Raw genomic sequence first — 25,132 nt, 5'->3', positions numbered from 1 at the left:
TGGTCCCGGGGTCTTTGGTCCCTGGCGCACCTGCCTGAGAGCGGTCGCCGGACCTGTTGCGTGACAACGGGTTTGCCGAGGCCCTCACCTGCCCGGCCACCGTCGTCGCGCCAGTAGACAGTCGCCCGGGGAACGGTGAGGATGCAAACCATGCGTACCGCTGAGTGGGACGGCGGCCCCTCGGTCCTCGCGAGGGCCGCCGCGGTCCTCGACGCCTTCGGGGCCGACACGACCGAGCTGGGCATCTCCGAGCTGGCCCGCCGGACGGGTCTGGCGAAGTCCACCGCGCACCGGCTTGCCGGTGAGCTCGTCCGGATCGGCTGGCTCGAGCAGGCGGGCACGAAGGTCCGGCTCGGCATGCACCTGTTCGAGCTCGGGCAGCTCGTCCCGCGCCAGCGCGCGCTGCGTGAGGCCGCGCTGCCCTTCATGGAGGACCTGCGGGAGGCCACGAACAGCAACGTGCACCTCGCCGTCCTCGAGGGCATCGAGGTCGTCTACGTCGAGATCCTGCGGGTGCGCGACTCCCAGCCGCTGCCGTCCCGGGTCGGTGGGCGGCTGCCCGCGCACGCGACCGGCGTCGGGAAGGCGATCCTCGCGTACAGCCCGCCGGAGGTCGTCAAGGCCCGGATCGACGCCGGGCTGACCCGCCGCACCGCCTACACGGTGATCATGCCCGGCCCGCTCATGCGCGAGCTGGCCACGATCCGCGAGGCCGGCATCTCGTACGACCGGCAGGAGTCGGCCATGGGCGTCGTCTGCGCGGCGGCGCCCGTCTTCGGCGCCGACGGCCGGGTGCTCGGCGGCCTGTCCGTGACCGGGCGTGCGGAGCGGCTCGACACCGAGCGGATGGCGCCCGCCGTGCGCACGGCGGCGCTCACCCTGTCCCGCCAGCTCGGGGCGCCGCTGCGCCGGGCTTCCACACGCGCCTGACGCCCCGACGGGCAACCGTCAAGAAATCACCGTTCCGGGCCGCGGAACGGCCCCGCTCCCGGTCACGTGTCCTGGCTCACCGTGGCGACGCCGCACCGAAGCGGCCGCACGGAGGGAGCGCACGATGACGCCGTTCATGGTCCGGGTCGCCGAGCTCGTCGGAGCCGACGTGGACGACGAGCCCTCCGAGCCGCTGCGGTACAGGACGCGCCCGTCCACCGGGATGCCGGTCAACGTCGGGGCCGACCGTCACGTCGCCGTCCGGTCGCTGTGCGAGCAGCTGCTGTGCGAGGCGAACGCGGTGCTCGACGACAGCGACGACCACATGGGCCTCTTCGACGAGGTCGCCGACGGCGAGCTCGCCTTCAGCGTCACGTACCGCAACCGCGCCGTCCGGGTCTCGACCCGCTTCGAGGACGGCGTGGCCTACGGCCGGCTCGTCGGGGACGGCGTCCCGCCCGGCCCCGCGAGCGAGCTGGCCGGCCCGGAGGAGGTCGCCGACCTGCTCCTGCTGCTCCTCACCGAGGCCGGGCTCCCGCACCACCCCGTCTCGCTCTGAGCAGCACGCATCACCCCCGGCTGCCCTGACCACGAACCGAGGAGGCTTCGTGCAGTACGAGCTGCGCACCCAGGTCATCGAACCCCGGCGCAAGACCTTCACCAACCTCACCGAGCGCTACGGCGACCGGCCGGCGACCCGCTACGAGGAAGGCTCGGTCGACGTCCAGGCGACGGCGAACTTCCACTACCGGCCGCTGTGGGACCCGACCCACGAGATCTACGACCCGGAGTACTCGGCGCTGCGGCTGACCGACCCGTACTCCTTCGTCGACCCGCGGCAGTTCTACTACGCGCCGTACGTGACGTCCCGGGCGCACCTGCACGAGGCGTTCGCCTCGACGCTCGCGTACCTGGAGAACCGCGACCTCGTGGAGCGGCTCCCGCAGGGCTGGAAGGACCTCGTCGCCCGGGCCGTGATCCCTTTGCGGCACTACGAGTCCGGAGGGCAGCTCATCGGCGCCTTCGGATGCCGGTTCGGCTACGGGACGACGATCACGCAGTGCCTGTCGTACGCGTCCTTCGACCGCGTCGGCAACGCCCAGCTGCTGAGCCGCCTCGGGATCTCGCTCGACGGCGGGTCGGACGGCATCCTCGTCAGCGCCAAGCAGGCCTGGATGGAGGACGCCGACCTGCAGCCGCTGCGCAAGTACGTCGAGCTGCTCCTCGTCGAGGACGACTGGGCCGCGCAGCACGTCGGGCTCGACCTGGCCGACCAGCTGATCTACGGGCTGCTCTACACCCACCTCGACGAGACCGCGCTCCTCGGCGGTGCCGGTGCGTACTCGCTCGTCGCGCAGCACCTGTCCGGCTGGTTCACGGACAACCGTCGCTGGGTGGACGCGCTCTACGCGGCCTGGGGCCGTGACCCCGAGCACGGTGCGGCGAACAAGGCCGAGCTCTCCGCGCTCGTCGCCCGGCTGCTGCCCGGTGCGCTCGAGGGTGCGCTGGGTGTCGCCCGGATCGCCGACCGCTGCCTCGACGCCGGCGCCGTCGCCTACGTCGAGACCCGAGCCCGGGCGCTCGCCGCGGCGTTCGCCCCCGAGGAGAGCTGACATGACGCAGAGCACCGGTTCCACCCGGACCACGCGCGCCCGCCAGGTGGGCGTCGACATCCAGGAGACCGAGGAGAACCGCGCGGTCGTCGAGGCCATCGAGGCCGACAACGCCGACTGCGCCGTCCGGCACATGCCGGGCCTCGTCCGCATCACCTCGCCGACGCGGATCGTCGTCAACCGCGAGAGCGTCGAGCAGCGGCTGGGCCGCGAGTGGGAGACCCACGAGTTCCAGCTCGCGATCGTGTCGTACTTCGGCCACATCGCCGAGTGGGACGACGACCAGATCCTCATCCAGTGGGACCACTGAAGGAGACCCGGACATGGCCGCACCCCGCAAGCTCTCGATGAAGCAGCGCTACGCAGCGCTGACCCGCGACCTCGACTGGGACCTGTCCTACGTGGACGAGGACAAGGCGTACCCGTACACGTCCTTCGAGGGGATCAAGATCCACGACTGGTCCAAGTGGGAGGACCCCTTCCGCCTGACCATCGACGCGTACATGAAGTACCAGGCGGAGAAGGACAAGCGGCTGTACGCCGTCCTCGACTCCTTCGCCCAGGGCCAGGGCCACCTGCAGCTCACGGACCCCAGCTACCTCAACGCGATGAAGCTGTTCCTCCAGGGCGTCACGCCGCTGGAGTACCAGGCGCACCGCAACTTCGCCTACCTCGCGCGGTTCCTCAACGGACCCGGGCCGCGGTTCGCGGCGCTGTGCCAGAGCCAGGACGAGCTGCGGCACGCGCAGACCGAGATCCACACGCTGTCGAACTACAACAAGTACTACCAGGGCATGCACTCCTGGCAGCACCAGCACGACCGCGTCTGGTACCTGTCCGTGCCGAAGTCCTACTTCGACGACGCCGTCACCGCCGGGCCGTTCGAGTTCCTCATCGCCATCGGGTTCTCGTTCGAGTACCTGCTGACGAACCTGCTCTTCGTGCCGTTCATGTCCGGCGCCAGCTTCAACGGTGACCTGCCGACGATGACGTTCGGCTTCTCGGCGCAGAGCGACGAGAGCCGGCACATGACGCTGGGCCTCGAGGCCATCAAGTTCATGCTCGAGCAGGACCCGGACAACGTGCCGATCGTCCAGGCCTGGATCGACAAGTGGTTCTGGCGGGGCTACCGGCTCCTCGCGCTCGTGAGCCAGATGCTCGACTACATGCTGCCGCGCAAGGTCATGAGCTGGAAGGAGGCGTTCGAGCTCTACTTCGAGGAGCAGATGCTGGGCGGTCTCTTCCCGGACCTCGCCTACTACGGCATCACGCCCCCGCGGCACGTCGAGCACGCGATCGCGGAGAAGGAGGTCCTCTCCCACCAGGTCTACTGGACGCTCTACCAGTTCTCGTTCGCCGCCGGCTTCACGACGACGATCCCGAGCGAGGACGCCCAGAAGTGGCTGGCGGAGCAGTACCCGCAGACCTTCGAGAAGCTCTACAAGCCGCTGTGGGGCAAGGCCGCCGCGGTCGTCGACAACGGTGGCCGGTACTTCTACCAGGGCCTGCCCCAGCTGTGCCAGGTGTGCCAGGTGCCGATGCTCTTCACCGAGCCCGGGGACCCGACGACGATCTGCCAGCGGCACACCGAGTTCGAGGGCGAGCGGTACGACTTCTGCTCCGACGGCTGCCAGTGGATCTTCGAGCGGGAGCCGGAGAAGTACGTGCAGGCCTGGTTGCCCGTCCACCAGATCTACCAGGGCAACTGCGGCGGCCCGACGGTCCCCGACGTCCTGGCCTGGTACAAGCTCCAGCCCGGGGACAACGGCGAGATCGCCGGGAACCTCGAGCAGACCGCCTGGGAGACATGGCACGCGACGTCGAGCGCCGAGGAGCAGGCCCCTGCTCCGGTGGCCGGGAACTGAGAGGAGAGCAGACGATGGCCGTCCGTTCGATCGGCGAGTACAAGTTCCCCTCGCGGTCCCGCCAGGAGCTCTACGGCGACGACCAGCTCGTCCACCTGTGGTGGAAGGGCAACCTCTGGTTCTGCGCGGCGGCGTGCTTCCGGGCGCCGAAGGCGATGTCGTGGAACGACTTCGTGGGAGGCATGGTGAACCCGCTGTTCTCCTGCGACCCCGAGTTCGACGCCGCGACGACGACCTTCACCTGGACCGTCGACGACAAGCCCATCAGCCCCGCCGGCGACGAGAGCCTCGAGGCCCTCGGCGTCGGGCACAAGAGCCTCATCACGTGCGTCGCAGCGTGACCTGTACGCCGTGAACCGGTCCGCCGGGCGCCTCCCGCGGCGCCCGGCGGACCTTCGTCCCACCCTGCCGTGACCCTCCTGACGAAAGCCGGTCCGCCATGCCCCTGCACGGAGTCACCCGCCTCGGATACGTCCATGCCCGCGTCACCGACCTGTCGGCGGCGAAGGGCCACTACGGCAGCACGATGGGCCTGTACCCGGTCCACGAGACCCCGACCTCGGTCTACTACAAGGGCTGGGACGAGTGGGACCACCACTCGGTCGTCCTCGAGGAGGGCGGCGTCGGCGTCGTCAAGCTCGGGTTCAAGGTCAACGACCCGGGCGACCTCGACGGCATCGAGGCGGCCGCGCGCACCTTCGGCGTGAGCGTCGAGCGGATGAGCGCCGGCGAGAACCTCGAGGTGAGCGACGGGCTGCGGATGGTCACGCCGTCCGAGCACGTCGTCGAGGTCTACCACTCGATGACCGCGTACGGCACCGAGGTCGGCACCCACAACCCGGAGGTGTTCCCGCGGCACCTCGTCGGCGTCGGCGCGCCCCGGATCGACCACGCGCTCATCACCGCCGAGGACGTCAAGGGGATGGACCGGTTCTTCCACGACGTCCTCGGGTTCTACGCCACCGAGCGCGTCGTCACCTCGCTCGACGACGACGCCGACTACATCGGCACCTGGATGAGCGCCGGCAACACGGTGCACGACATCGCGATCATCGGTGGCCCGAACGGCAAGCTCCACCACTTCGCGTTCGAGCTCGCGGACTGGGCGGCCATCAAGCACGCCGGCCAGCTCTTCGCGATGGACGACGTCCCGGTGGACGTCGGCCCGACGCAGCACGGCATCACCCGCGGCGAGACGATCTACTTCTTCGATCCGTCGGGCAACCGCAACGAGGTCTTCTCCGGCGGGTACGTCGCCTACCCCGACCGCCCGACCGTCAACTGGACGCCGGAGCAGCTCGGCAAGGGCATCTTCTACATCCAGCGGGAGCTCAACGAGCGGTTCACGAGCGTCCTCACCTGAGCCGTCCCGCACCACCCGCCCGAACCGGAGGAGGAGCCCCGTGGTGGACAGCCACATGGTCACCGTCGAGCCGCTCGGCGTCGAGGTCGCCTGCCGCGAGGACCAGACGATCCTCGACGCCTGCCTGCGCGCGGGGGTCTGGGTGCCGCACTCGTGCACCCACGGCACCTGCGGCACGTGCAAGGCCGAGCTCGTCGACGGCGACGTCGACCACGGGGACTCCTCCTCCTTCGCGCTCATGGACTTCGAGCGCGAGGAGAAGCTGCTCATGTGCTGCGCGCGTCCGCGCGGCCCGGTCGTCGTCGAGGCCGACATGGACGCCGACGAGGAGACCCCGTCGCACGCCGTCGACGACTACACGGGCACGGTGACGCTCGTCGAGGACATCGCCCTCGACACCCGCCGGGTCGTCGTCGAGCTCGACCGCGAGATCGCCTTCGACGCCGGCCAGTACATGGCGTGGCAGCTCCCGCCCGCGCTCGTCGGCGGCCGGGAGGGCGTCACCCGGACGTACTCGATGGCCAACCCGCCGTCGTCCGGCAGGACGCTGGAGTTCCACGTCCGCCGGACCCCGGGCGGGGCGTGCAGCGACGGCTGGGTGTTCGCCGGGCTCGCTGCGGGCGACGTCGTCCGGCTCACCGGCCCGTACGGGCGGTTCGTCGTCCGGATGTCGCGCCCGGACCGCGCGGTGCTCGTCGCGGGCGGCACCGGCCTCGCCCCGATCGCCTCGATGATCAGACGGGTGCTCCTCGACGGGCCGTCCGAGCACGGTCCCGGGCCCGCCCACCTGAGCCTCTACCAGGGCGCGCGCACCCGGGCGGCGCTCTACGACGTCGCGCTGTTCAGCGACCTCGCCGCGCGCTTCCCCGACCGGTTCACCTACCGGCCGTGCCTGTCCGAGGAGGAGGCCGAGGGGTACGCGTCCGGGATGGTCACCGACGTCCTGGCCGCCGACCACGAGACGTTGCGAGGCCACGTCGCGTACGTCTGCGGGCCGCCGGCGATGGTTGACGCCGCGATGCGCACACTGATGTCCAAGCAGCTCTTCCCACGGGACATGTACCGCGAGGAGTTCCTCGACGAGAGCAACCGGGCCGCCGGGACGGTGCGGTCGCCGCTCATCAAGCGCTGAGCCGGTCAGGCGTCGTCCGTCACGACGGTGCAGGGGCACACGCGGGCGAGCGCGTCGGCGACGTGCCGGAGGTGGTCGAGGTCGTCCTCGGCGGCTGCTGCGGCCGCGGTCCAGCGCCGTGGCTGGGCGGCGGCGAGCCGCTCCAGGAAGCGCGCGACGTCGCGGCCGAGCGGGCTCTCGTCGAGGTCGTGGACCCAGGTACCGTCCCGGTAGAGGTAACCGACCGTCCCGCCCGGGCCGTCGAACCTCAGGTGCGGCACCGGTCGTGGGCTGACGAGCTGGGACCGGTGGACGGCGACCTGCAGCGGTGTGAGCAGCGTCGTGGGGTCCACCTCCTGCACCTCGTAGGGGACGAGGTCGAGCGCGAGGAGCGTGCAGTACGCGCGGCAGGCGTCGACGTCGTCCGGCGGTGGTCCGACGCGTTCGGCGAGTGTCGCGGCGACCCGGTCGGTCACGCCGTCGCGCTCCGCCGGGTCGAGCGCGTCGAGCGCCGCCCGGGCCTGCGCTGTCGCGTCGTCCACCGGCATGGCCCGCCGGACGACCACCGGCCCGTACGGCCAGCCGTGCCGTGCGCCCCGGTGCCGGTCCTGGAGGGCGACGAGCGCCACTGCGCGGACCTCGACCAGCAGCCGCCGGCCGCCGTGGCTGCGCACGACAGGGGCGTCGTCGTCGAGGAGCGGCAGCAGGTGCGCGTCGTCGCCGAAGTACTCGGTCCACCGGTCGACACCCCACACCCGTTCGGCGGCGGAGGGCGCCGCGAGCAGGCCCGCGTAGAAGACGCTCAGGTCCATGTCGGTCCTCTCGTGTCGGTCCTCTCGTGCCCGGTCTCACGCACCGGCGCGGTGCAGCCGCCGGGTGATCGGGGTGTCGCGTCCGGCGGCCTTCCGGTACCGCCGCTCCCAGTCGGTGCCGACGCCGTGGGCCAGCGCGTCGCGCAGCGTGGCCGAACCGCTCGTGAGCGCCGCTGCGGCGAGCCGGACCAGCACGGCGTCGTCCTGCGCCGCTGCCGTGGCCCACTGCGTCGCGCCGGCCCGGTCCGCCCGCAGGACGAGGGCGAGCGCGGCCAGGCTGAGGTCGGTGTACTCCTCCTCGGCCAGGCCGACCAGGTTGCGGCCCGGGCGGTCGGGAAGGGCGGTGCGGACGCCGTGCAGGTCGGCCGCGTCGCCGTCACCGGCGAGGAGCACCCGGTCGCCGTGCCAGCGGCCGGCGTGCGGGAGCCCGTCCAGGTCGGCCCCGCGGGCTGTCAGCAGGAGCACCGCCTGCGCCGGCGGCCCGGCGACGACACCCGCGAACCGGTCGGACCGCATCAGGACGACGGGGTCGAGGAACTCCTGGCGGTCGGGGTCGACGATGAGGTAGGTCGTGCCCATGTGCGCTCCCGGTCAGTGTCCGCCGGTCCGGTCGGCGGCGAGCCGGGGGACCGGGACCGCCGGGACGGCGACGTCGGCGTCGGCGCGGGCACAGGGCCACACCCCGCCGCAGACGGTGCAGAAACCATGATCGCAGGAGTGCCGGTAGCTGGTCCGGCCGACGGACTGGACGACGGTGTACATGGTTGCCTCCTCGGTCCCCGGCGGGTGGGTCCCCGTCCGTGCACCGATCGTCGGCCGGGCGGGGACCTCGGCGCGTCGGGGATCGCCCGCTCGCCCGGGGGCCCGTTGGGGGATCCGCCGACCCGCACGCGCCACAACGCAACCACAACCTGCCCCGACGGCCTGCTCGTGCAGCCGGGACGGGGTTGTGGTTGCGCTGTGGCGGGCAGACTGAGCGCGTGACCTTCGACCTCGACGCCTACGTGGAGCGGGCGCGGCGCGGGCCGTGCTTCGTCTGCGCGTTCCTCGACGGCACCGCGGGCTACGAGCACCAGATGGTCTTCGAGGACGACGACGCCGTGGCGTTCCTCTCGCGGTACCCGACCCTGCGCGGGTACTGCATCGTCGCCCCGAAGCGGCACGTGGAGGGAGTCGTCCAGGACCTCGACCTGCCCGAGTACCTGCACCTGCAGAAGGTCGTTCACCGGGTCGGTCGGGCGGTCTCCAGAGCGGTCCCGACCGAACGGCTCTACGTGCTGAGCCTCGGCAGCCAGGACGGCAACGCGCACGTGCACTGGCACGTCGCGCCGCTGCCGCCCGGGGTCCCTTACGAGCGCCAGCAGTTCCACGCGCTCATGGCCGAGAACGGGGTGCTCGACGTGACCGACGCCGAGCAGGCGGCGCTGGCCGCCGAGATCCGCCGCGCGTTGTGAGCGGGACGCCGTCCGGCCGGTCCCGCGACGCGCGAGGGCCCGGACCACCGGGTGGGTGGTCCGGGCCCTCGCCCCGTTGCGGGACAGCGGGTTCGGCGTCCCGGGGGACGCTCAGCCCGTCACGTGTAGACGGACGTGAAGGACTCCTTGAGCTCGCGGGCGTGGTAGAAGATGCCCTTCGCGAGCTGGTCCGCCGTCCAGATGATCGTCGGGCGGTCCCGGTACGACGTGTAGCCGCCGGCGAAGGTCTCGTTGCGGTTGCCGGCCGGGTCGAAGAAGTAGATCGTCTCGCCCCGGGTGATGCCGTGGCGGGTGGGGCCGACGTCGATCGGGACGTCGTCCATCGCGAACAGGTCCGCCGCGTGGAGGATGTCGTTCCAGTCGCGCATCTGGAACGCGAAGTGGTGCAGCTTGCCGTTCTCGCCGCGCAGGAGCGCGATGTCGTGGACCTTCTGCATGGACGACAGCCAGTAGGCGATGGTCTGCGCCTCGTCCGACAGGTCGGTCTGCGCCCGCTCGGTCGTGTAGAAGTCCGTGACCTCCATGAAGAACCGGGCGGCCGTGTCGATGTCCTCGCCGATGAGCAGCGCGTGGTCGAGCATCGGGGCGCCGATGCCGACGAGGTGGCGCGGGAACGCGTCCGGGTTGTGCGTGCCGACCTCGAGGCCGACGGCCGTCATGTCGGTGTAGAACTCGAAGGTGTGGCCGATGCAGTCGAGCTGCACGCGGATCCCGTCGCCGACCTCGCGGTTCTCACCGGCGCTCATCCGGGTCACGGTGCAGTCGCCGAAGGTCTGCGCCTTCTTCTCGATCCGCTCCAGGCCCGCCGTGTCCATCACCTTGAAGCCGAACTTCACGGCCCCGACGCCGCCCTCCTCGAGGACGACCGAGTGGTGGTCCCACTCGTCCCAGCCCTTGAAGTAGAGCTTCCCGTCCTCCTCGAGGGTCGGGTACAGGCCGAGCGTGTTCGCGTAGTGGTCCTTGGCGCGGGCCAGGTCGGTGACCCTGGCGTGGACGTAGCCCATTCTCAGGACGTCGGACATCCGAGCTCCTTCGGTCGGTGCGTGCGTACGTGCGGTGGCGTTGCGACAGGACCCTTCACTTCCGCGCGAGCGCGGCGAGGAAGGGGGCGACGCAGCGGAGCTTGAACTCCGGCCGCGGCGCGATGACCGTGTCCTCCTGGGGCACGGCGCGACAGATGAGGCAGATCCCGGACGTGCGTTCCTCGGAGGTGAGGACGGTCTCGGCCACGGTCTCGGCGTACGTCACCGACCCCTGCGTGACCTCGACCTTGCAGACGCCGCAGCCGCCCCGCAGACAGCCCGTCCGCGCCGCGTAACCGGCGCGGTGCAGCCCGCCGAGGATCGTCTCCCCGGGCTTGAGCAGCACCTCGACGTCGCTGTCCGCGACGGTGAGCCGTGGCATCGTCACCTCCACCCCTTCGTGTCCGGACGACGCCAGCATCACCTGCCGTCGGCGTCCTCGTGAGGGCCAGAGTGCGTTCCCGCGCGGCCGGACCCCCGTCACATTCCTTCCTGCGGAACGTGGATGACCACCAAGGGCCGAAGGTCCCGGGAGCCTGCGCGCGGACGGGTGACGTCAGGGGGCGCTGGTGCCCCGGTCCCGCTCCTGCGCGACGACGGCGCCGAGGTCGGCGAGCCGTTCGAGGCCCTTGAGCGGCTGCGCCATCCGGTGGTTGCCGGCGAGCCGGTCCCGGGTGCGGTCGAGGAAGGCCCAGTAGCCGGCGGTGTACGGGCACGCGTCCGGGCCGAGCCGTTTCTTCGGGTTGTACCGGCAGCCCCGGCAGAAGTCGCTCATCCGGTCGACGTACGCCCCGCCGGACGCGTAGGGCTTCGTCGCCATCACCCCGCCGTCAGCGTGCTGGGACATCCCGACGACGTTGGGCACCATCACCCAGTCGTAGCCGTCGACGAAGCAGCGGTGGAACCAGTCGGTGAGCGCCGCCGGGTCGACGCCGCGCTGGAGCGCCCAGTTGCCGAGCACCATGAGCCGCGGGATGTGGTGCACCCAGCCGTGGTCCCGGACGCCGGCCAGCACCGTCGACAGGCAGCGTGCCTCGACGGCGTCGGCGTCGAGGTCCGCGAACCACTGCGGGAGCGGTTCGCCGGCTGCCAGCGCGTTGCGGTCGCGGTAGCCCGGCGGCTGGTGCCAGTAGAGGTGCCAGACGTAGTCCCGCCAGCCGATCACCTGCCGGACGAAGCCTTCGACGGACTGCAGCGACGCCGCACCCGTGCGGTAGGCCTGCTCGGCGCGCGCGACGACCTCCAGCGGGTCGAGCAGGCCGAGGTTCATCGGGGCCGACAGCAGCGAGTGGGCCATCCACGGGTCGTCGGCGAGCATGGCGTCCTCGTGCGGCCCGAACGCGTCGAGCCGGTGGGTCACGAAGTGGTCCAGCGCGGCCAGCGCCTCGGCCCGGGTCGCGGCGAACCGGCGCGGACCATCCCGGCCGACGAACGCCACGTCGCCGTCGCGCTCCCAGCGGTCGAGGTCGTCCCGGACCTGCGCGTCGACGTCGTCCTCGGCCGGCCACCACGGGCCCGGGACGGCGAGCCGGCCGTCACGGGGCGGCGGCTCGCGGTTGTCGGCGTCGAAGTTCCACCGCCCGCCCGCGGGCTCGTCGCCGTCCATGAGGACGTCGAGCCGGCGGCGCGCGTCGCGGTAGAAGTCCTCCAGGAGCAGCCGGCGCGCGCCGCGGCCGTCGGCCCAGCGGGCGAACTCCGGCATCGGCGTGGCGAACCCGCGCGCGGGCAGCACCTCGACGTCGTCGCGGGCCTGCACGAGGCGCAGCGCCGCGTGCGACGTCGGGTACGCGACGGTCACCGGCCCGCGGACGGCGTCCAGCGCCTCGGCGTACGTGCCGACCTGTGCGTACGTGCACCGGTCGCCGAGCTCGGCGGCACGGTGCCGCATCGCCGACAGCACGAGGTGCGCCTTCGCCCGGTGGAACCGCCTGCGCGCGAACACCCGGCGCGACTCGACGAGGAGCACCGGGGCGTCGTCGGCGAGGTCGTCGGTGAAGTGCGGGCCGAGCTGGTCACCGAACAGCCACCGGACGCTCACGGCGCCCAGTCAACCCCAGGACGCCCGACGGCGCCCGCCGGAGGACCCGGGGGCGCCGTCGGGCGTGCGACCGCGCCGGCCGCAGGGATCAGCGGAACAGCGCGCTGTACCCGTTGAGCGCGGGCTGCCCGCCCAGGTGCGCGAAGAGGACCGTGGAGTCGGCGCCGATCTCCTTGCGGGCCACCAGGTCGACGAGGCCGGCCATGCTCTTCCCCTCGTACACGGGGTCGGTGATCATGCCCTCGGTCCGGGCGGCGAGGCGCATCGCGTCGAGGGTCTGGTCGTCCGGGATGCCGTAGATGCCGGCGTGGTAGCGCTCGTCGAGCTCGACGTCGTCGAGGGTCAGCTCGCGCTGCACGTCGAGGAGCTTCGCGGTGCCCTGGGCGATGCGCAGCACCTGGTCGCGGGTCTCGACCGGCTTGGCCGAGCCGTCCACGCCGAGGACGCGGCGCTTCCGGCCGCCGGCCTCCTCGAGCGCGGCGAAGCCGGCGACCATGCCGGCCTGGGTGCTGCCGGTCACCGAGCACACGACGACGGTGTCGAAGAAGACCCCGAGCTGCTGCTCCTGCTCGGCGACCTCCGCGGCCCAGCCGGCGAACCCGAGACCGCCGAGCGGGTGGTCGCTCGCACCCGCCGGGATCGCGTACGGCGTGCCGCCGGCCGCGGCGATGTCCGCGAGCGCCTGCTCCCAGGACTCCTTGAACCCGATGCCGAACTCGGCCTGCACGAGCCGGACGTCGGCGCCCATGAGCCGGGAGAGCAGGATGTTGCCGACCCGGTCGTAGACGGCGTCCGGCCAGTCGACCCACGACTCCTGGACGAGCACGCACTTCAGGCCGAGCCGGGCCGCGACGGCCGCGACGGCCCGGGTGTGGTTCGACTGCACGCCGCCGATCGAGACGAGCGTGTCGCAGCCCTTGGCGAGCGCATCGGCCGCCAGGTACTCCAGCTTGCGCACCTTGTTGCCGCCGAAGGCCAGCCCCGAGTTGCAGTCCTCGCGCTTGGCCCAGACCTGGGCACCACCGAGGTGCGCCGTGAGGCGCTCGAGGGGGTGCACCGGCGACGGGCCGAAGAGCAGCGGGGTGCGGGGGTGGTCGGACAGGGCCATGGGGACTCCTCGCAGGCGACGGCTTGTCAGGACATACTGCCGTGCGCCGGGCTGCCCCGTCAGCGGCCCCCGGCACCGACGACGTGCCGCAGCACCCGCGGCGACCGGTGCAGCCGGACGGTCTGCCCCCAGACCGGGACGAGTCGGTCGGCCTCCAGCCCGTCGCCGAACACGACGAGGGACTCGCTCTCGACGACGACCTCGAGCGCGTCGTCCGGGCCGAGCAGCCCCTCGGTGAGCGTCGTCCGGGTCGTCGGCGACGGCCACGCCTCCCGGACGAACCAGGCGAGCTCCGGGTCGTCGGCGCGCGGCAGGGCGAGCGGGCTGCTGCGCTCCGCGGCGAGCGAGCGGCACCAGCCGGTCGCGCCGGTGCCGGTCCCGACGACGACGCCGGACGACGACTGCCGTTCCGCGACGGGGCCGCCGGCCCGGACGACGTAGCGGGCGCTCTGGTGCGTCGGGTGCCCGAGGTACAGCTCGTTGAGGGCGTCGAGGTGCTGGCCGTCGTCCGCCGTCGCCCGCACCATCGTCAGCGGGCGGCAGCGCGCCCGGCCGTCGGCGGCGGCCGTGAGCAGCGCGCCGACCGCGTCGGCCGGGTGCGGGACGAGGACCCCCGGGTGCTGCCCCGGCTCCGGGTCGACCCCGACGACGGGCTGGCCGTCGAGGTACTTCGCGGCGTTGGCGACGAGACCGTCCTGCCCGACGGCGACGACGACGTCCTGCGGCTCGAACGCGAACCGGTCGAGGTCGGCCCGCTCGGCGGACGCCGTCCGCCAGCCCTGCGGGACGGCCGCGGCCACCCGGCGGCGGGCGAGCACGAGGGCGTCGTGCCGGGCCTGCACCTCGCCGAGCCCGCGGCCCCGCCCGCGCAGGAAGAACTCGACCTGGCCGCGGGTGCCGTGCCGGTCGACGAGCTCGTCGAGCTCGGAGCGCCGGTGGACGACGACGACCCGGGGGGCGAGCGGCACCGCCGTCACCGCCCCCGGTCGGCGTCGGCGTCGGCCGCCGGGCCGGCGGGCACCGCGGCGAGCCGGGCGAGCGCGCCGGTCAGGACGTCAGGGCTGAGGGTCAGCGACCCGATCTCCGGCAGCGAGCCCGCGAGCTCGCGCAGCGCGAGGGCCAGGAGCACGCCCTGCCCGGCTCCGGCGTAGGCGGCCATCCGGGCCTGCTCGGCGTCCGCCTCGGCCGCGCCGACGGCGCGCAGCCCGTCCGCACGGGCCTGCGACGCGAGCCGGTCGGCGTCCGCGCGGGCCTGGGCCTCGATCCGCGCCGCGGCCGCGGCCTCGGTGGCCCGGCGCTGCGCGTTCGTGCCCTCCTGCGCGACGAGCTGCTCCTCCTGGGTCGCCAGCGTGATCCGGGACTGGAGCTCGTTCTCGCTGATCGTGCGCTCCCGCTCCACCGCCTGGGCCCGGCGCTCGTACGTCGCGCGGTCGGCCTCCTGCTGCACCAGCTCGCGGGCCGGGGTCTGGAGCGCCCGCTCGACGTCGGGCTCGGGCCGGACGCCGACGACCCGGACGCCGACCGTCGCGATGCCGGTGTCGCGCAGCCGCTCGTCGGCGGCGAGGCCGGCGCCGACCCGTTCCCGGACGGCGGCCACGCCGCCGGTCATCGCCTCCGCGAGCGGCATCGAGGCGAGCAGGTCGAGGGCGTGCTGCTGCGCGAGCTGGGTGAGCAACGTCGACACCTGGTCGAGCGGGTCGCTGCGCCAGGTGCCCAGGTCGGTCTCGATGCCGAAGTCGAGCCGGGTCGCGACGAGCTCGGGGTCCGCGAAGCGGTAGCTCACGCTCGCGAGGACGGTGACGTCCTGGAAGTCGGCGGTCCGGGCGTGGAAGAGCAGCGGGAGCTCGCGGTCGTCGACCGGGACCTCGCTCACGGTCGAGGTCAGCGGCCGGAACCAGAACGCGAGGCCCTGGCCGCTGTGGACGACCCTGCCCCGGCGGCGGTGGACCACGTGGCTCGTCGCCGAGGCGCTGAGGTGGCGCAGGAACAGGACGCGGGTGATGTCTGCCATCGATCTCTCCTTATCGTCATATCGACGATAACTAAGCCTGCTGTTATCGTCAAGGTGACGACAAGACCTGGCGCCCGCCCGAGGAGGACGGATGGACTACGACCCGGGCGACTACCCGCCGTTCGCGGTGACGGTCGACCTCGTCGTCCTGACGATCCGCGACGACGCGCTCCAGGTGCTCGTCGTCCGTCGAGGCGAGCAGCCGTACGAGGGGCGTCTCGCACTGCCCGGCGGCTTCGTCCGCCCCCGCGAGGGGCTGGGCGAGGCCGCCCGTCGCGAGCTCGGCGAGGAGACCGGGATCGGTGACGTGCCGGGGCATCTCGAGCAGCTCGGCAGCTACGGCGACCCCGACCGGGACCCGCGGATGCGCGTCGTGAGCGTCGCCTACCTGGGCCTCGCCGCCGACCTGCCGCTGCCCGTCGCCGGCGGGGACGCCCGGCAGGCGCACTGGTCCCCCGTCGACCGGCTGCTGGTCCCCGGCGGGCCGCTCGCCTTCGACCACGCGACGATCCTGCGGGACGGCGTCGAGCGGGCCCGCGCGAAGCTCGAGTACACGACGCTCGCGACGTCGTTCTGCGCCGGCGAGTTCACGATCGCCGACCTGCGACGGGTCTACGACGTCGTATGGGGCACCGGCCTCGACCCGCGCAACTTCCACCGCAAGTGCACGGGTGCACCGGGTTTCGTCGAGCCGACGGGCCGCACGACGACGGCCGCCGGGGGCCGCCCGGCCCAGCTCTTCCGGGCCGGCCCCGCGACGGCGCTCAACCCGCCGATCCTGCGGCCGGAGCGCTGACCCGGCTCACCCCAGCGCGTTGACCGCCCGCGCGATGACGAGCGCACCGACCGCGAGCGACACCGTCGACTGGAGCGTCATCGCGAGCTTCGACCAGCGCGAGAACGGGACCGTGTCGGTCGGGCTGAAGGCCGTGGCGTTCGTGAAGGCGACGTAGAGGTAGTCGACGACGTGCGGCTCCCAGTCCGGGTCCGCGACGTCCGGGTTCGTCATCTCCGGGAACAGGAAGTCGGGGTGCCGACGCTCGGCGCGGGCCCTCGCCCGCGGGCCGCCCCGGTCGAGCTCCCAGTACCAGAGCCCGAAGACGAGGATGTTCGTCAGCCAGATCGTGCCGCCGTCGAGCAGCACCTCCTGGGCGGACAGCCTCGGCGCGCCGGAGACGATGGCGGTCACGAGACTGACCGCCGAGATCGCGTTCGCCAGGCTCGCGACGCCGAGCAGGGTCAGGGTCACCAGCCGCAGGCCCGGCGACGCGTGCTTGATGTCGCGCGGGTTCGCGACGACGAGCACGACCCCGAGCAGCGCCTGCAGCCCCGGGAGCAGCCAGCGCCCGGACGACTGCAGCCCGACCGGCATCGCGTTCTGCGCGGACAGGGCATCGGGCAGCCGCAGCTGCAGGGCGATCATGACGACGACGGCCACCATCGCCTGCCAGCGCGGCTCGCCCGCCGTCTCGCGCAGCCACGCCGGTACCGCCGTCCGGCCGCCGGCGCGCATCCGGGCGTGCATCGCCGCGTGGGCCGCCTCGTCGGCGGGGTCGGGCAGGGGGCCGTCGGTCGTCACGCGACCATGGTGCCGCGTCCGGGCTCAGGACTCCTTGACGGCGATCGTCTCGACGTGGTTCGCGACCTTCTCGAAGGCGTCGGCCGCGGACTCCAGGGCGTCGACGACCTCCTTGACCTTGAGCACCTCGATGGCGTCGGTGCCGTTCGCGAAGAGCTCCCCGAGGAAGCGCCGGTGGATGTCGTCGGCGACGTTCTCGAGCCGGTTGATCTCGGTCCAGAAGCTGTCGAGGTCGGTCATCGTCCGCAGCCGGGGCAGCGCCTCGGCGGTGCAGCGGGCCTGGGCCCGGATCACCTCGACCTGCTCGAGGACGGCGCCCGGCAGCAGGTGCGGCCGGTAGAGCACGACGAGGGTCCCGGCCTCCTCGATGTGGTCGATGCAGTCGTCGACCGCGGAGGCGAGGGCGTAGATGTCCTCGCGGTCGAACGGCGTGACGAACGTGGAGTTGAGCCGCCGCATCGTCGTGTGGGTGATCTCGTCGCCGCGGTGCTCGGCGTCGCGCAGCAGGACCACGAGGTCGGGGCGGTCGGCCGGCTCCGCGGTGACGACGCGGTGCAGCAGGTCCGCGCCCTCGACGAGGTTCGCGGCCGCGTCGGCGAACAGGTCGAAGAAGACCGTGTCGCGCGGGGTGAGGCTCAGGCGCATGCCCGTCGGGTACCCCGCCCGGGAGTCGTTCATGCGTGCGCGATCTTCGGGCGCACGCGGGTTTCCCGGCGTGGTGATCGGGTACTCGGCCCGTCGATGTCCACCCTCACGGTCCTCGTCGTGCTCGTCGTCGTCGTGGCGCTCGCCTTCGACTACACGAACGGCTTCCACGACGCGGCGAACGCCATCGCCACCTCGGTCTCCACCCGGGCCCTCACGCCCCGGGTGGCGCTCGGGATGGCCGCCGTCCTCAACCTCGTCGGCGCCCTGCTCGGGCAGGAGGTGGCCAAGACGATCGGCAGCGGGATCGTCGACCCCGGCGGTGGCCGGCGCGGCCTCGTCGTCGTGCTCGCCGGTCTCGTCGGGGCGATCGCCTGGAACCTCGCGACGTGGGTGCTCGGGCTGCCCTCCTCGTCGTCCCACGCGCTCATCGGCGGGCTCGCCGGCGCCGGGATCGCGGCGTCCGTCACCGTGCACTGGTCGGTGATCCTCGACAAGGTCGTCGTCCCGATGGTCCTCTCGCCGCTCGTCGGATTCACCGTGGCCTACCTGCTCATGGTGGCGATCCTCTGGGCGTTCCGCGGGGCGAACCCGCACCGGGTGTCCCGCGGATTCCGGCACGGCCAGCGGCTCTCCGCGGCGGCGATGGCGATGGGGCACGGCCTGCAGGACGCCCAGAAGACGATGGGTGTCATCACCCTCGCGCTCGTCGCCGGCGGCTTCGCGGACGCCGGCGGAGACATCCCGCTGTGGGTCACCCTCGCCGCCGCCACGGCGATCGCGCTCGGCACGTGGTCCGGCGGCTGGCGGATCATGCGCACCCTCGGGCGCCGCGTCATCGAGCTGGACCCGCCCCGCGGGCTCGCCGCCGAGACGACGGCGGCGTCGGTGCTCTACGTGACGGCCTTCGTGTTCGCGGCGCCGATCTCGACGACGCACACCATCAGCTCGTCGATCATGGGCGTCGGTGCCACCCGGCGGCTGTCCGCCGTCCGGTGGGGGGTCGCGCGCAGCATGGTCGTCGCCTGGGTGCTGACGATCCCGATGGCGGCGCTGGCCGCGGCGGCGGTCTACGGCGTGCTGTCGCTGATCGCCTGAGCCTGCCCGGAACCGTTGCGGGGCAGGGCGACCGCGCTGACGACGGCACCGGCCGCGAGCAGGGCGGCGCACAGCAGCAGCCCGGTCCGGAAGGCCGGCAGCAGCAGGGCCGGGTCGCGGTAGGCGTCGCCGGTCAGCCCGACGACGAGCGGCAGGGCCGCGACGGTGAGCAGGCCGCCGGCCCGCGCGACGGCGTTGTTGATCCCGCTCGCGACACCGGCGTACCGGTCCGGGGCGGCGGCGAGCACCGTCGTCGTCAGCGGCGCCACCGTGACCGCCATCCCCAGCCCGAAGACGGCGATCGGCGGGACGACGTCGCGCAGGTACTGCGCGTCCGCACCGAGCCGGCTCGTGAGCGCCGCTCCGGCCGCCGCCACGAGCGGCCCGACGACCATCGGCAGCCGGGGCCCCGTGCGGGCGACGAGCCCGCCCATCCGGGGCGAGAGCACGAGCATGATGAGCGTGACCGGCAGCAGCGCGGCGCCGGCCGCGAGCGGCGAGAACCCGGCGACGACCTGCAGCGTGAGCACGAGAAGGAAGAACATGCCGCCCAGGCCCGCGTAGACGAGGAACGTCGTCGCGTTCGTCGCGCTGAAGGCCCGTGCGGAGAACAGCGACATCGGCACCATCGGGTGGTCGACCCGGCGCTCGACGACGACGAACGCGGCCCCGGCCGCGAGCCCGGCGAGCCCCGCGACGAGGACGGCGCCGCCCGCGCCGCGCTCCGGCCAGGTGACCAGCGCCCAGCTGACGAGGCCGAGGGCCGTCGCCGCCAGGGCGGCGCCGGCGGCGTCGAGGCCGTGCCACGGGCCGGCACCCTCGTGCGCGCCGGCGGAACCGCGGCTCTCCGGCACGTGGCGCAGCGTCACGAGCACCACGGCGAGCGCCACCGGGACGTTGACGAGGAACGCCCACCGCCACGAGAAGGCCGAGATGAGCCAGCCGCCGACGAACGGCCCGGCGGCGCCGAAGATGCCCATGAGCCCGGACCAGGCGCCGATCGCCCGGCCGCGGTCGGACGGCGCGAAGGCCGCCGAGATGATCGCGAGGCTGCCCGGGGTGAGGAGCGCGCCGCCGACGCCCTGGAGCATCCGGGCGGCGACGAGCGTCCAGACCGACGGCGCCAGCCCGCAGAGCAGGCTGGCCGCCGCGAACCACACCGTGCCGACGACGAACACCCGGCGCCGGCCGAGCCGGTCGCCGAGCGAGCCGCCGAGCAGGATGAGCGCGGAGAGCGTGAGCAGGTAACCGTTCGCGGTCCACTGCAGCCCGGCGACGTCGGCGTCGAGGTCGGCCCCGATGCTCGGGAGCGCGACGTTGACGACCGTGCTGTCGAGCATCGCCATGCCCGAGCCGAGGATCGTCGCGAGGAGCACCCAGCGGCCGGCCGCCGACCCGTAGCGCAGGTCCGTGCCCCCGCCGGTGCCGGTCAGTAGCCCGGGAAGACGCGGCGCAGGGTGTCCAGGTCGACCGACCCGGTCGCCTCGACCCCCGCGGGGGTGTGCTCGGGGCGCAGCCGGCCCGTGAGCAGGCGCAGCCAGGCCTCGGCGGGCAGGGTGAGCGTCGCGTCGGCGTCGTCCGGTGCGTCGACGAGCGCGACGCCGTCCGTGATCGCCAGCCCGAACGTGCGGTCCGGGCCCGTCGTGGTGACCCGTACGGTCGCCGTCCGGCCCTCGAGCGCGGCGGGCTTGCCGATCCAGCCGAGGAGCATCCCGATGTGGTCGAGCAGGGGCTCCACCGCGTCGGCACGCACGGTCGCGGCGGGGTCGAAGGTCGCGCGGACGTCCCACGAGTGGAGGGCGAACTCGTTGAGCCGGAAGTTGCCGGCCGTGCGGACGTCGATCGGTGCCGGCAGGAAGCCCAGGTCGATCCGCAGGTCGGCGCGGGTCGCGTCGTCCAGGTCCTCGTAGCGCTTGACGAGCGCGGCGTTCGCGGCGTCGAAGCCGACCTGGCGGGCGGCCGGGGACATGTCGTCCCAGCGGGCCCAGACGCCCTGGTTGAAGTCGGCGACGGTGGGCCGGCCCTCGAGCGCCGACTCGAGGGCCTCGAGCCCGATGACGGCGCCGCTGCCGAGGTGGCTGACGACCTGGGAGACGTCCCACTCGGTCGCGACGGACTGCCGGACGAGGTCGTCCGGGGACAGCCCTGCGACGAACGGGGCGAGGTCGTCGTGGCCGGTGCGGAGGGCGTGGATCGTGGCGTCGGCGGGCGAGGGCACTCGTGGCTCCTGTGGGTGGACGGCGGTGGGGACGTTCCCGAGAGCCGAACGTACCCGCGCCGGCCCGTGTTCACGACCGTACGGTCGTCCCGTGAGCGGACCCGACCCCGACGCGCCCGCCCGCGGGCTCCTCCTCGACATCGGCGGCGTCGTGCTCGCGGCCGGCCCGGTGCTCGTCAACCGGCTGGCGGAGCGCGAGGAGCGGTTGGCCCGGCTCCTCGCACCGCTCGGCGGTGTCGCCGGCCCCCGTGACGACCTGTGGCACCGGATGCTCGTCCGCGAGGTGAGCGAGCGGGAGTACTGGGCGGTGCGCGGCGCCGAGATCGTCGAGGCCCTCGGGATCGACGGCGACGGCGGGCCGACGAGGGCCCTCATGCAGGCGCTCTACACGGGGCCGTCGGCCGGCTGGCTGCGGGCGCAGACCCTCGACCTCATGCGCGACGTGCGCGCGGCCGGGCTCGGGCTCGCCGCGCTGACGAACGACATGGCCGACTTCCACGGCCGCGAGTGGGTCGCCGAGCAGGAGTGGGTGGCGCTGTTCGACAGCGTCGTCGACGGCTCCCTGACCGGTGTGCTCAAGCCCGACCCGCGCGCCTACGGGTTCGCGGTCGAGGCGATGGGCCTGCGGCCCGAGGAGATCGTGTACCTCGACGACATGCCGTGGAACGTCGAGGGCGGCCTCGTCGCCGGGCTGCGCGCCGTCCGCATGCCGCACGGCGACCCGACGGCCGTCCTGGCCGGCGTCCGGGCGCTGCTCGGGCTGCCCGGCGGGACGGTCCGCGCGGACGACGGAACACCCGACCCGCTCGACGTCCCGGCGTGAGAGCGTCGGCGCACCGACAGACGGATCCAGCACCCGGATGAACCCCAGCACCGACCAGCGGAGGTAGCCGTGCCCCTCGTCCGCATCGACCTCATGGAAGGCCGCCCGCCGGAGGTGATCCGCGAGCTCCACGAGCGGGTCGCCGCGCTGGTCGCCGAGATCACCGGCTCCCCGATCGACCGGGTCCGGACCTACATCACCCAGTTCCCGCCGCACGCCTGGGGGATCGGCGGCGTGCCGGCGGACGTCGCCCGGGCCGCGGACGTCGAGGCCCGCAAGCAGGCGGCGCTGGCCCGCGAGGCCGCAGACGCTGCGGCGGACGGCGCGGGGGCAGGGCAGGCATGACGGACGCCGACCTGGGCGCCGATCTCGCGGTCGTCGTCGGCGCGACCGGCTCCATCGGCTCGGCGGTCGTCGAGCGGCTCGTCGGCCGCGGGCTGCGCGTGCTCGCCGTCGCGCGGAGCAAGGAGTCGCTCGACGAGCTCGCCGCCCGGCTGCCGGGCGTGCTGCCGTGCGTCGCGGACATCGGCGACGCCTCGGCCGTCGGGGCGATCGGCGCCGGTGTCGAGGCGGCCCTCGCGCAGCGGCCGGGCGGCGTCCGGATGGCGGTGTTCGCCGCCGGGCTGCCGGTGCGCGGCTCGGCCGAGACGATCGACCCGTCGATGCTCGCGGTCGGGGCCGACGTGAAGATGGGCGGGCTGCTGCGCCTCGTGCACGCCGTCCGGGACCACCTCGTCCGGGGCTCCCGGATCGTCACGTTCGCCGGGTCCCTCGGGCTCGAGCCGCGCGCGACCGAGGCCGGCCCGGGGGCGATCAACGCGGGCGTCTTCAACCTCATGCGCCAGCTCTCGCTCATCTACGGCCCGCGCGGCGTCACGACGCACACGATCAGCCCCGGCCCGGCGGACACCCCGCGGCTGCGGCGGATCGTCGAGGCGGTCGCCGCCGAACGGGGCGAGCCGTTCGACGCGGTCTGGGCGTCCTACGCGGCCGAGAACAGCCTCGGCCGGCTGCCGACGGCGGCGGAGGTCGCCTGGGGCGTCACGGTCCTGCTCGACCCCGAGGCCGACCTCATGCACGGCTCGGTCATGTACCTCGACGCCGGCGGGCACCGGGGCATCCACTGACACCCGCTCGTCCTCTGGTGCGGCAACCACCCCGAGACTGCGTCTTCACGTGCGCAACCCGCCGGAGAACGGGTCAGGTGTGCCGCGGCGAGCGGTGGCCGAGGCGGGCGCTGATCACCGCGGCGGCCTCGACGGCGAGGGTCGCGGCCTTCTGCAGGCCGGTGCCGCGCAACCGGACGGCGTCCCCGACGACGCTGACGGCGGCCATGACGACGCCGTCCGCGCCGCGGATCGGGGCGCCGACCGACGAGACGCCGAGCTGGCCCTCCTCGATGTTGCTCGCCCACCCGCGCCGGGCGGTCCGGTCGAGCTCGGCGAGCAGCGCCGTCCGGTTCGTGATGGTGCGCGGCGTGCGGGCGACGAGGGTGCGGCCGTCGAGCCGGGAGAGCAGGTCCGCCCGGGGGAGCGCCGCGAGCAGCGCCTTGCCCGAGCTCGTCACGTGCGCGGGGAGCCGGTGCCCGACGCGGCGGAACACCGGGAGCATGTGATGGCTCTCCAGCCGCTCGACGTAGACGACCTCGAGCCCGTCGAGGACGGCCACGTGGACCATCTCGCCGGTGCGGTGCCGCAGGGTCGTCAGCACCGGCAGCGCGGCCTGGTGCAGGTCGACGTGCTCGCTGACGGCGCTGCCCAGCTCGTAGAGGGCCAGGCCCAGCCGGTACCGGCCGGTCGTCGGGTCCTGCTCGAGGAGCCGCTCCGCCGCGAGCGTCGCGAGCACCCGGTGCGCGGTGCTCGTGCTGAGGCCGAGCCGGCGGGCCACCTCGGTGACCCCGAGCTCGGTGTCCGCCTCGCTGAACGCGCGCAGCACCCGCGCCGCCGTGCGGACCGAGCCGAGCAGCCGGTCGCGCGCAGGCGCCTCCCCGGTGGCGTGCTCCGTCGGCTCCACTGAGCAGATCCTAGCCTTACCGTCCCGCTATGCGGGACAAGGTCATTGCCGATCGGGACCTTGGCCCCTTCACTGGGCCCTACCGCAGTCACATGGGGGGTCCACCACCCCTCGCGCCGCCGGCGGCGCTCGGCAACGCAACGTCGCGGAATGCCAAGGAGGGGCCTGTGTCCTACATCGTGTGGTTCTCCGACCCCTACCCGGGCGACGTCCGTCACCTCGGGGGCAAGAACGCGAGCCTCGTGACGATGACCGCGGCCGGGATGCCCGTCCCGCCCGGGTTCGCGGTGACCGCCGACGCCTACCGCCGCGTCTTCGCCGAGTCCGGTCTGGAGCAGCGCATGGCCGCCCTGCTCGACGGTCTCGACGTCACCGACCAGGCCGCCGTCAAGGTTGCCGGCGCCGCCGCCCGGGACGCCGTGACCTCGGTCCCGCTGCCGCAGTGGCTCACCGACGAGATCGTCGCGGCCTACGACGAGCTCGCCGCACGGTGCTCCGACCCGCACGTCGGGGTCGCCGTCCGCTCCAGCGCGACGAGCGAGGACCAGCCCGACGCCTCGTTCGCCGGCGAGCACGACACCTATCTGTGGGTCCGCGGCCACGACTCGGTCATCGACCACGTCCGGCGCTGCTGGGCGAGCCTGTTCACCGACCGGGCCATCACCTACCGCCGCGAGATGGGCTACGCGGACGGCACCGCGGCGATGAGCGTCGGGATCCAGAAGATGGTCACGCCGCGGACGGCGGGGGTCGCGTTCACGCTCAACCCGACGAACGGTGACCGGTCCCAGGTCGCGATCGACGCGAGCTGGGGGCTCGGCGAGGCCGTCGTCTCCGGCTCGGTCACCCCGGACAACTTCCTCGTCGACAAGGTCATGGGCCAGGTCACGAGCCGCACCATCTCGCCGAAGCACGTCGAGCACCGGCTCGGGGACGACGGCCGCGTCGTCGAGTGCGACGTCGAGCCCGAGCGCCGGGACGCCGCGTGCCTCAGCGACGAGGAGATCCGCGCCGTCGCGGCGCTGGCCCGGCGCGCGGAGAAGCACTACGGCTGCCCGCAGGACGTCGAGTGGGCGCTCGACGCCCAGCTCCCCGACGGCGAGAACGTCCTGCTCCTGCAGGCCCGGCCGGAGACGGTCTGGAGCCGCAAGCCGCGCACGTCGCCGCTCAACGGCGTCGCCAAGGACACGTTCCGCAGCATCGTCGCGACGCTGCTCGACGGCCACCACGCGCAGGGGGTCGACGCCCACCACGGCCACCCGCACTCGGTCGAGACGACCCGCGACACCGAGCACCCGCAGTCGGTCGGCTGACCGACGGGGACGAACGCCCTGCCCCGCAACAGATCCGTACCACCCGGCGGCCGCCCGGCCCGCCGTGCAGCAGTCAGGCGTCGAGGAGGACGACC

The 25,132-nt window shown here is 73.3% G+C and carries 29 protein-coding genes; 15 read left to right on the top strand and 14 right to left on the bottom strand.

Annotation, left to right across the window (positions count from 1 at the left end; genetic code table 11):
- Positions 1-150 precede the first annotated feature (150 nt).
- The 8 genes from ECOMGDLI_RS04925 to ECOMGDLI_RS04890 all read left to right on the top strand — a co-directional run bounded on the left by ECOMGDLI_RS04925 (position 151) and on the right by ECOMGDLI_RS04890 (position 6,903).
- Complete coding sequence (locus ECOMGDLI_RS04925) at positions 151-930, top strand: IclR family transcriptional regulator (RefSeq protein WP_088314513.1); 780 nt, start codon at positions 151-153, stop codon at positions 928-930.
- Positions 931-1,054: 124 nt separating this feature from the next.
- Positions 1,055-1,489 (top strand): hypothetical protein, encoded by a 435-nt coding sequence (locus ECOMGDLI_RS04920; RefSeq protein WP_143447517.1) that lies wholly within the window; start codon positions 1,055-1,057, stop codon positions 1,487-1,489.
- Positions 1,490-1,538: 49 nt separating this feature from the next.
- Positions 1,539-2,543: a phenol 2-monooxygenase gene (locus ECOMGDLI_RS04915; protein ID WP_088314507.1), complete on the top strand. Its 1,005-nt coding sequence runs from the start codon at positions 1,539-1,541 to the stop codon at positions 2,541-2,543.
- A gap of 1 nt (position 2,544) precedes the next feature.
- Positions 2,545-2,853: an MmoB/DmpM family protein gene (locus ECOMGDLI_RS04910; protein ID WP_088314505.1), complete on the top strand. Its 309-nt coding sequence runs from the start codon at positions 2,545-2,547 to the stop codon at positions 2,851-2,853.
- A gap of 13 nt (positions 2,854-2,866) precedes the next feature.
- Entirely contained in the window at positions 2,867-4,408 is a 1,542-nt protein-coding gene (locus ECOMGDLI_RS04905; protein WP_088314502.1) for a YHS domain-containing protein, read from the top strand.
- Positions 4,409-4,422: 14 nt separating this feature from the next.
- Positions 4,423-4,749, top strand: a complete 327-nt coding sequence (locus tag ECOMGDLI_RS04900; protein WP_088314500.1) for a phenol hydroxylase subunit P4 — start codon at positions 4,423-4,425, stop codon at positions 4,747-4,749.
- A gap of 98 nt (positions 4,750-4,847) precedes the next feature.
- Positions 4,848-5,771: a catechol 2,3-dioxygenase gene (locus ECOMGDLI_RS04895; protein ID WP_088314497.1), complete on the top strand. Its 924-nt coding sequence runs from the start codon at positions 4,848-4,850 to the stop codon at positions 5,769-5,771.
- Positions 5,772-5,811: 40 nt separating this feature from the next.
- Entirely contained in the window at positions 5,812-6,903 is a 1,092-nt protein-coding gene (locus ECOMGDLI_RS04890; RefSeq protein WP_088314494.1) for an NADH:ubiquinone reductase (Na(+)-transporting) subunit F, read from the top strand.
- A gap of 5 nt (positions 6,904-6,908) precedes the next feature.
- On the opposite strand, the gene ECOMGDLI_RS04885 is transcribed toward ECOMGDLI_RS04890, so the two are convergent.
- Genes ECOMGDLI_RS04885 through ECOMGDLI_RS34460 form a run of 3 tightly spaced genes read right to left on the bottom strand, consistent with a single transcriptional unit; the run spans position 6,909 to position 8,456 of the window.
- Entirely contained in the window at positions 6,909-7,694 is a 786-nt protein-coding gene (locus ECOMGDLI_RS04885; protein WP_088314491.1) for a hypothetical protein, read from the bottom strand.
- A gap of 36 nt (positions 7,695-7,730) precedes the next feature.
- Entirely contained in the window at positions 7,731-8,273 is a 543-nt protein-coding gene (locus ECOMGDLI_RS04880; RefSeq protein WP_088314488.1) for a hypothetical protein, read from the bottom strand.
- A 12-nt stretch (positions 8,274-8,285) separates the two neighbouring features.
- On the bottom strand, positions 8,286-8,456 hold the full coding sequence (locus ECOMGDLI_RS34460) for a hypothetical protein (RefSeq protein ID WP_158220901.1): 171 nt from the start codon (positions 8,454-8,456) through the stop codon (positions 8,286-8,288).
- Between the two features lie 218 nt (positions 8,457-8,674).
- Between ECOMGDLI_RS34460 and ECOMGDLI_RS04875 the strand changes: the two genes are divergently transcribed.
- The gene (locus ECOMGDLI_RS04875) at positions 8,675-9,148 is read left to right on the top strand and encodes an HIT family protein (protein WP_198954559.1); all 474 of its coding nucleotides are present in this window, start codon (positions 8,675-8,677) and stop codon (positions 9,146-9,148) included.
- A gap of 119 nt (positions 9,149-9,267) precedes the next feature.
- On the opposite strand, the gene ECOMGDLI_RS04870 is transcribed toward ECOMGDLI_RS04875, so the two are convergent.
- The 6 genes from ECOMGDLI_RS04870 to ECOMGDLI_RS04845 form a co-directional block, all read right to left on the bottom strand.
- Positions 9,268-10,191 carry a catechol 2,3-dioxygenase gene (locus ECOMGDLI_RS04870; protein WP_198954558.1) on the bottom strand — a complete coding sequence of 308 codons (924 nt, stop codon included), beginning with the start codon at positions 10,189-10,191 and terminating at the stop codon, positions 9,268-9,270.
- A gap of 55 nt (positions 10,192-10,246) precedes the next feature.
- On the bottom strand, positions 10,247-10,573 hold the full coding sequence (locus tag ECOMGDLI_RS04865; protein WP_088314551.1) for a 2Fe-2S iron-sulfur cluster-binding protein: 327 nt from the start codon (positions 10,571-10,573) through the stop codon (positions 10,247-10,249).
- A gap of 174 nt (positions 10,574-10,747) precedes the next feature.
- The gene (locus ECOMGDLI_RS04860) at positions 10,748-12,229 is read right to left on the bottom strand and encodes a cryptochrome/photolyase family protein (RefSeq protein WP_088314483.1); all 1,482 of its coding nucleotides are present in this window, start codon (positions 12,227-12,229) and stop codon (positions 10,748-10,750) included.
- An 88-nt stretch (positions 12,230-12,317) separates the two neighbouring features.
- A complete protein-coding gene (locus ECOMGDLI_RS04855) occupies positions 12,318-13,337 on the bottom strand; it encodes a 1-aminocyclopropane-1-carboxylate deaminase (protein WP_088314480.1) in 1,020 nt (339 codons plus the stop codon).
- Positions 13,338-13,396: 59 nt separating this feature from the next.
- Positions 13,397-14,305: a hypothetical protein gene (locus ECOMGDLI_RS04850; protein WP_088314548.1), complete on the bottom strand. Its 909-nt coding sequence runs from the start codon at positions 14,303-14,305 to the stop codon at positions 13,397-13,399.
- Positions 14,306-14,310: 5 nt separating this feature from the next.
- Entirely contained in the window at positions 14,311-15,348 is a 1,038-nt protein-coding gene (locus tag ECOMGDLI_RS04845; protein ID WP_088314477.1) for an SPFH domain-containing protein, read from the bottom strand.
- 91 nt (positions 15,349-15,439) lie between these two features.
- Between ECOMGDLI_RS04845 and ECOMGDLI_RS04840 the strand changes: the two genes are divergently transcribed.
- The gene (locus ECOMGDLI_RS04840; protein ID WP_088314474.1) at positions 15,440-16,144 is read left to right on the top strand and encodes an NUDIX domain-containing protein; all 705 of its coding nucleotides are present in this window, start codon (positions 15,440-15,442) and stop codon (positions 16,142-16,144) included.
- 6 nt (positions 16,145-16,150) lie between these two features.
- Here ECOMGDLI_RS04840 and ECOMGDLI_RS04835 read toward each other — a convergent pair whose 3' ends face one another.
- Positions 16,151-16,927 carry a DUF1345 domain-containing protein gene (locus ECOMGDLI_RS04835; protein ID WP_198954556.1) on the bottom strand — a complete coding sequence of 259 codons (777 nt, stop codon included), beginning with the start codon at positions 16,925-16,927 and terminating at the stop codon, positions 16,151-16,153.
- 24 nt (positions 16,928-16,951) lie between these two features.
- On the bottom strand, positions 16,952-17,572 hold the full coding sequence (locus ECOMGDLI_RS04830) for a DUF47 family protein (protein WP_088314470.1): 621 nt from the start codon (positions 17,570-17,572) through the stop codon (positions 16,952-16,954).
- 96 nt (positions 17,573-17,668) lie between these two features.
- On the opposite strand from ECOMGDLI_RS04830, the gene ECOMGDLI_RS04825 reads away from it, so the two are divergent.
- Entirely contained in the window at positions 17,669-18,670 is a 1,002-nt protein-coding gene (locus ECOMGDLI_RS04825) for an inorganic phosphate transporter (RefSeq protein WP_088314467.1), read from the top strand.
- Here ECOMGDLI_RS04825 and ECOMGDLI_RS04820 read toward each other — a convergent pair.
- Together ECOMGDLI_RS04820 and ECOMGDLI_RS04815 are read right to left on the bottom strand one after the other, a co-directional pair.
- A complete protein-coding gene (locus tag ECOMGDLI_RS04820) occupies positions 18,643-20,046 on the bottom strand; it encodes an MFS transporter (protein ID WP_198954555.1) in 1,404 nt (467 codons plus the stop codon). The genes ECOMGDLI_RS04825 and ECOMGDLI_RS04820 overlap by 28 nt on opposite strands.
- A gap of 53 nt (positions 20,047-20,099) precedes the next feature.
- Positions 20,100-20,888, bottom strand: a complete 789-nt coding sequence (locus ECOMGDLI_RS04815; protein WP_088314464.1) for a maleylpyruvate isomerase family mycothiol-dependent enzyme — start codon at positions 20,886-20,888, stop codon at positions 20,100-20,102.
- 91 nt (positions 20,889-20,979) lie between these two features.
- Here ECOMGDLI_RS04815 and ECOMGDLI_RS04810 point away from each other — a divergent pair, with 91 nt between their 5' ends.
- The 3 genes from ECOMGDLI_RS04810 (at position 20,980) to ECOMGDLI_RS04800 (ending at position 22,838) form a co-directional block, all read left to right on the top strand.
- Entirely contained in the window at positions 20,980-21,711 is a 732-nt protein-coding gene (locus tag ECOMGDLI_RS04810; RefSeq protein WP_088314462.1) for an HAD-IA family hydrolase, read from the top strand.
- A gap of 69 nt (positions 21,712-21,780) precedes the next feature.
- Positions 21,781-22,056 carry a tautomerase family protein gene (locus tag ECOMGDLI_RS04805; RefSeq protein WP_088314458.1) on the top strand — a complete coding sequence of 92 codons (276 nt, stop codon included), beginning with the start codon at positions 21,781-21,783 and terminating at the stop codon, positions 22,054-22,056.
- Positions 22,053-22,838 carry an SDR family NAD(P)-dependent oxidoreductase gene (locus ECOMGDLI_RS04800; RefSeq protein ID WP_088314455.1) on the top strand — a complete coding sequence of 262 codons (786 nt, stop codon included), beginning with the start codon at positions 22,053-22,055 and terminating at the stop codon, positions 22,836-22,838. Before ECOMGDLI_RS04805 ends, ECOMGDLI_RS04800 begins: the two co-directional genes overlap by 4 nt.
- Positions 22,839-22,911: 73 nt before the next feature.
- Here the strand turns inward: ECOMGDLI_RS04800 and ECOMGDLI_RS04795 are convergent, their stop codons facing one another.
- Entirely contained in the window at positions 22,912-23,724 is an 813-nt protein-coding gene (locus ECOMGDLI_RS04795) for an IclR family transcriptional regulator (protein WP_198954554.1), read from the bottom strand.
- 167 nt (positions 23,725-23,891) lie between these two features.
- On the opposite strand from ECOMGDLI_RS04795, the gene ECOMGDLI_RS04790 reads away from it, so the two are divergent.
- Positions 23,892-25,037: a PEP/pyruvate-binding domain-containing protein gene (locus ECOMGDLI_RS04790; protein ID WP_198954553.1), complete on the top strand. Its 1,146-nt coding sequence runs from the start codon at positions 23,892-23,894 to the stop codon at positions 25,035-25,037.
- Positions 25,038-25,132: the final 95 nt, after the last annotated feature.

The sequence above is a fragment of the Kineosporia sp. R_H_3 genome (genome assembly GCF_002198675.1).
Classification (GTDB): Bacteria; Actinomycetota; Actinomycetes; order Actinomycetales; family Kineosporiaceae; genus R-H-3.
This window is presented reverse-complemented; position numbering and strand designations above follow the sequence as displayed.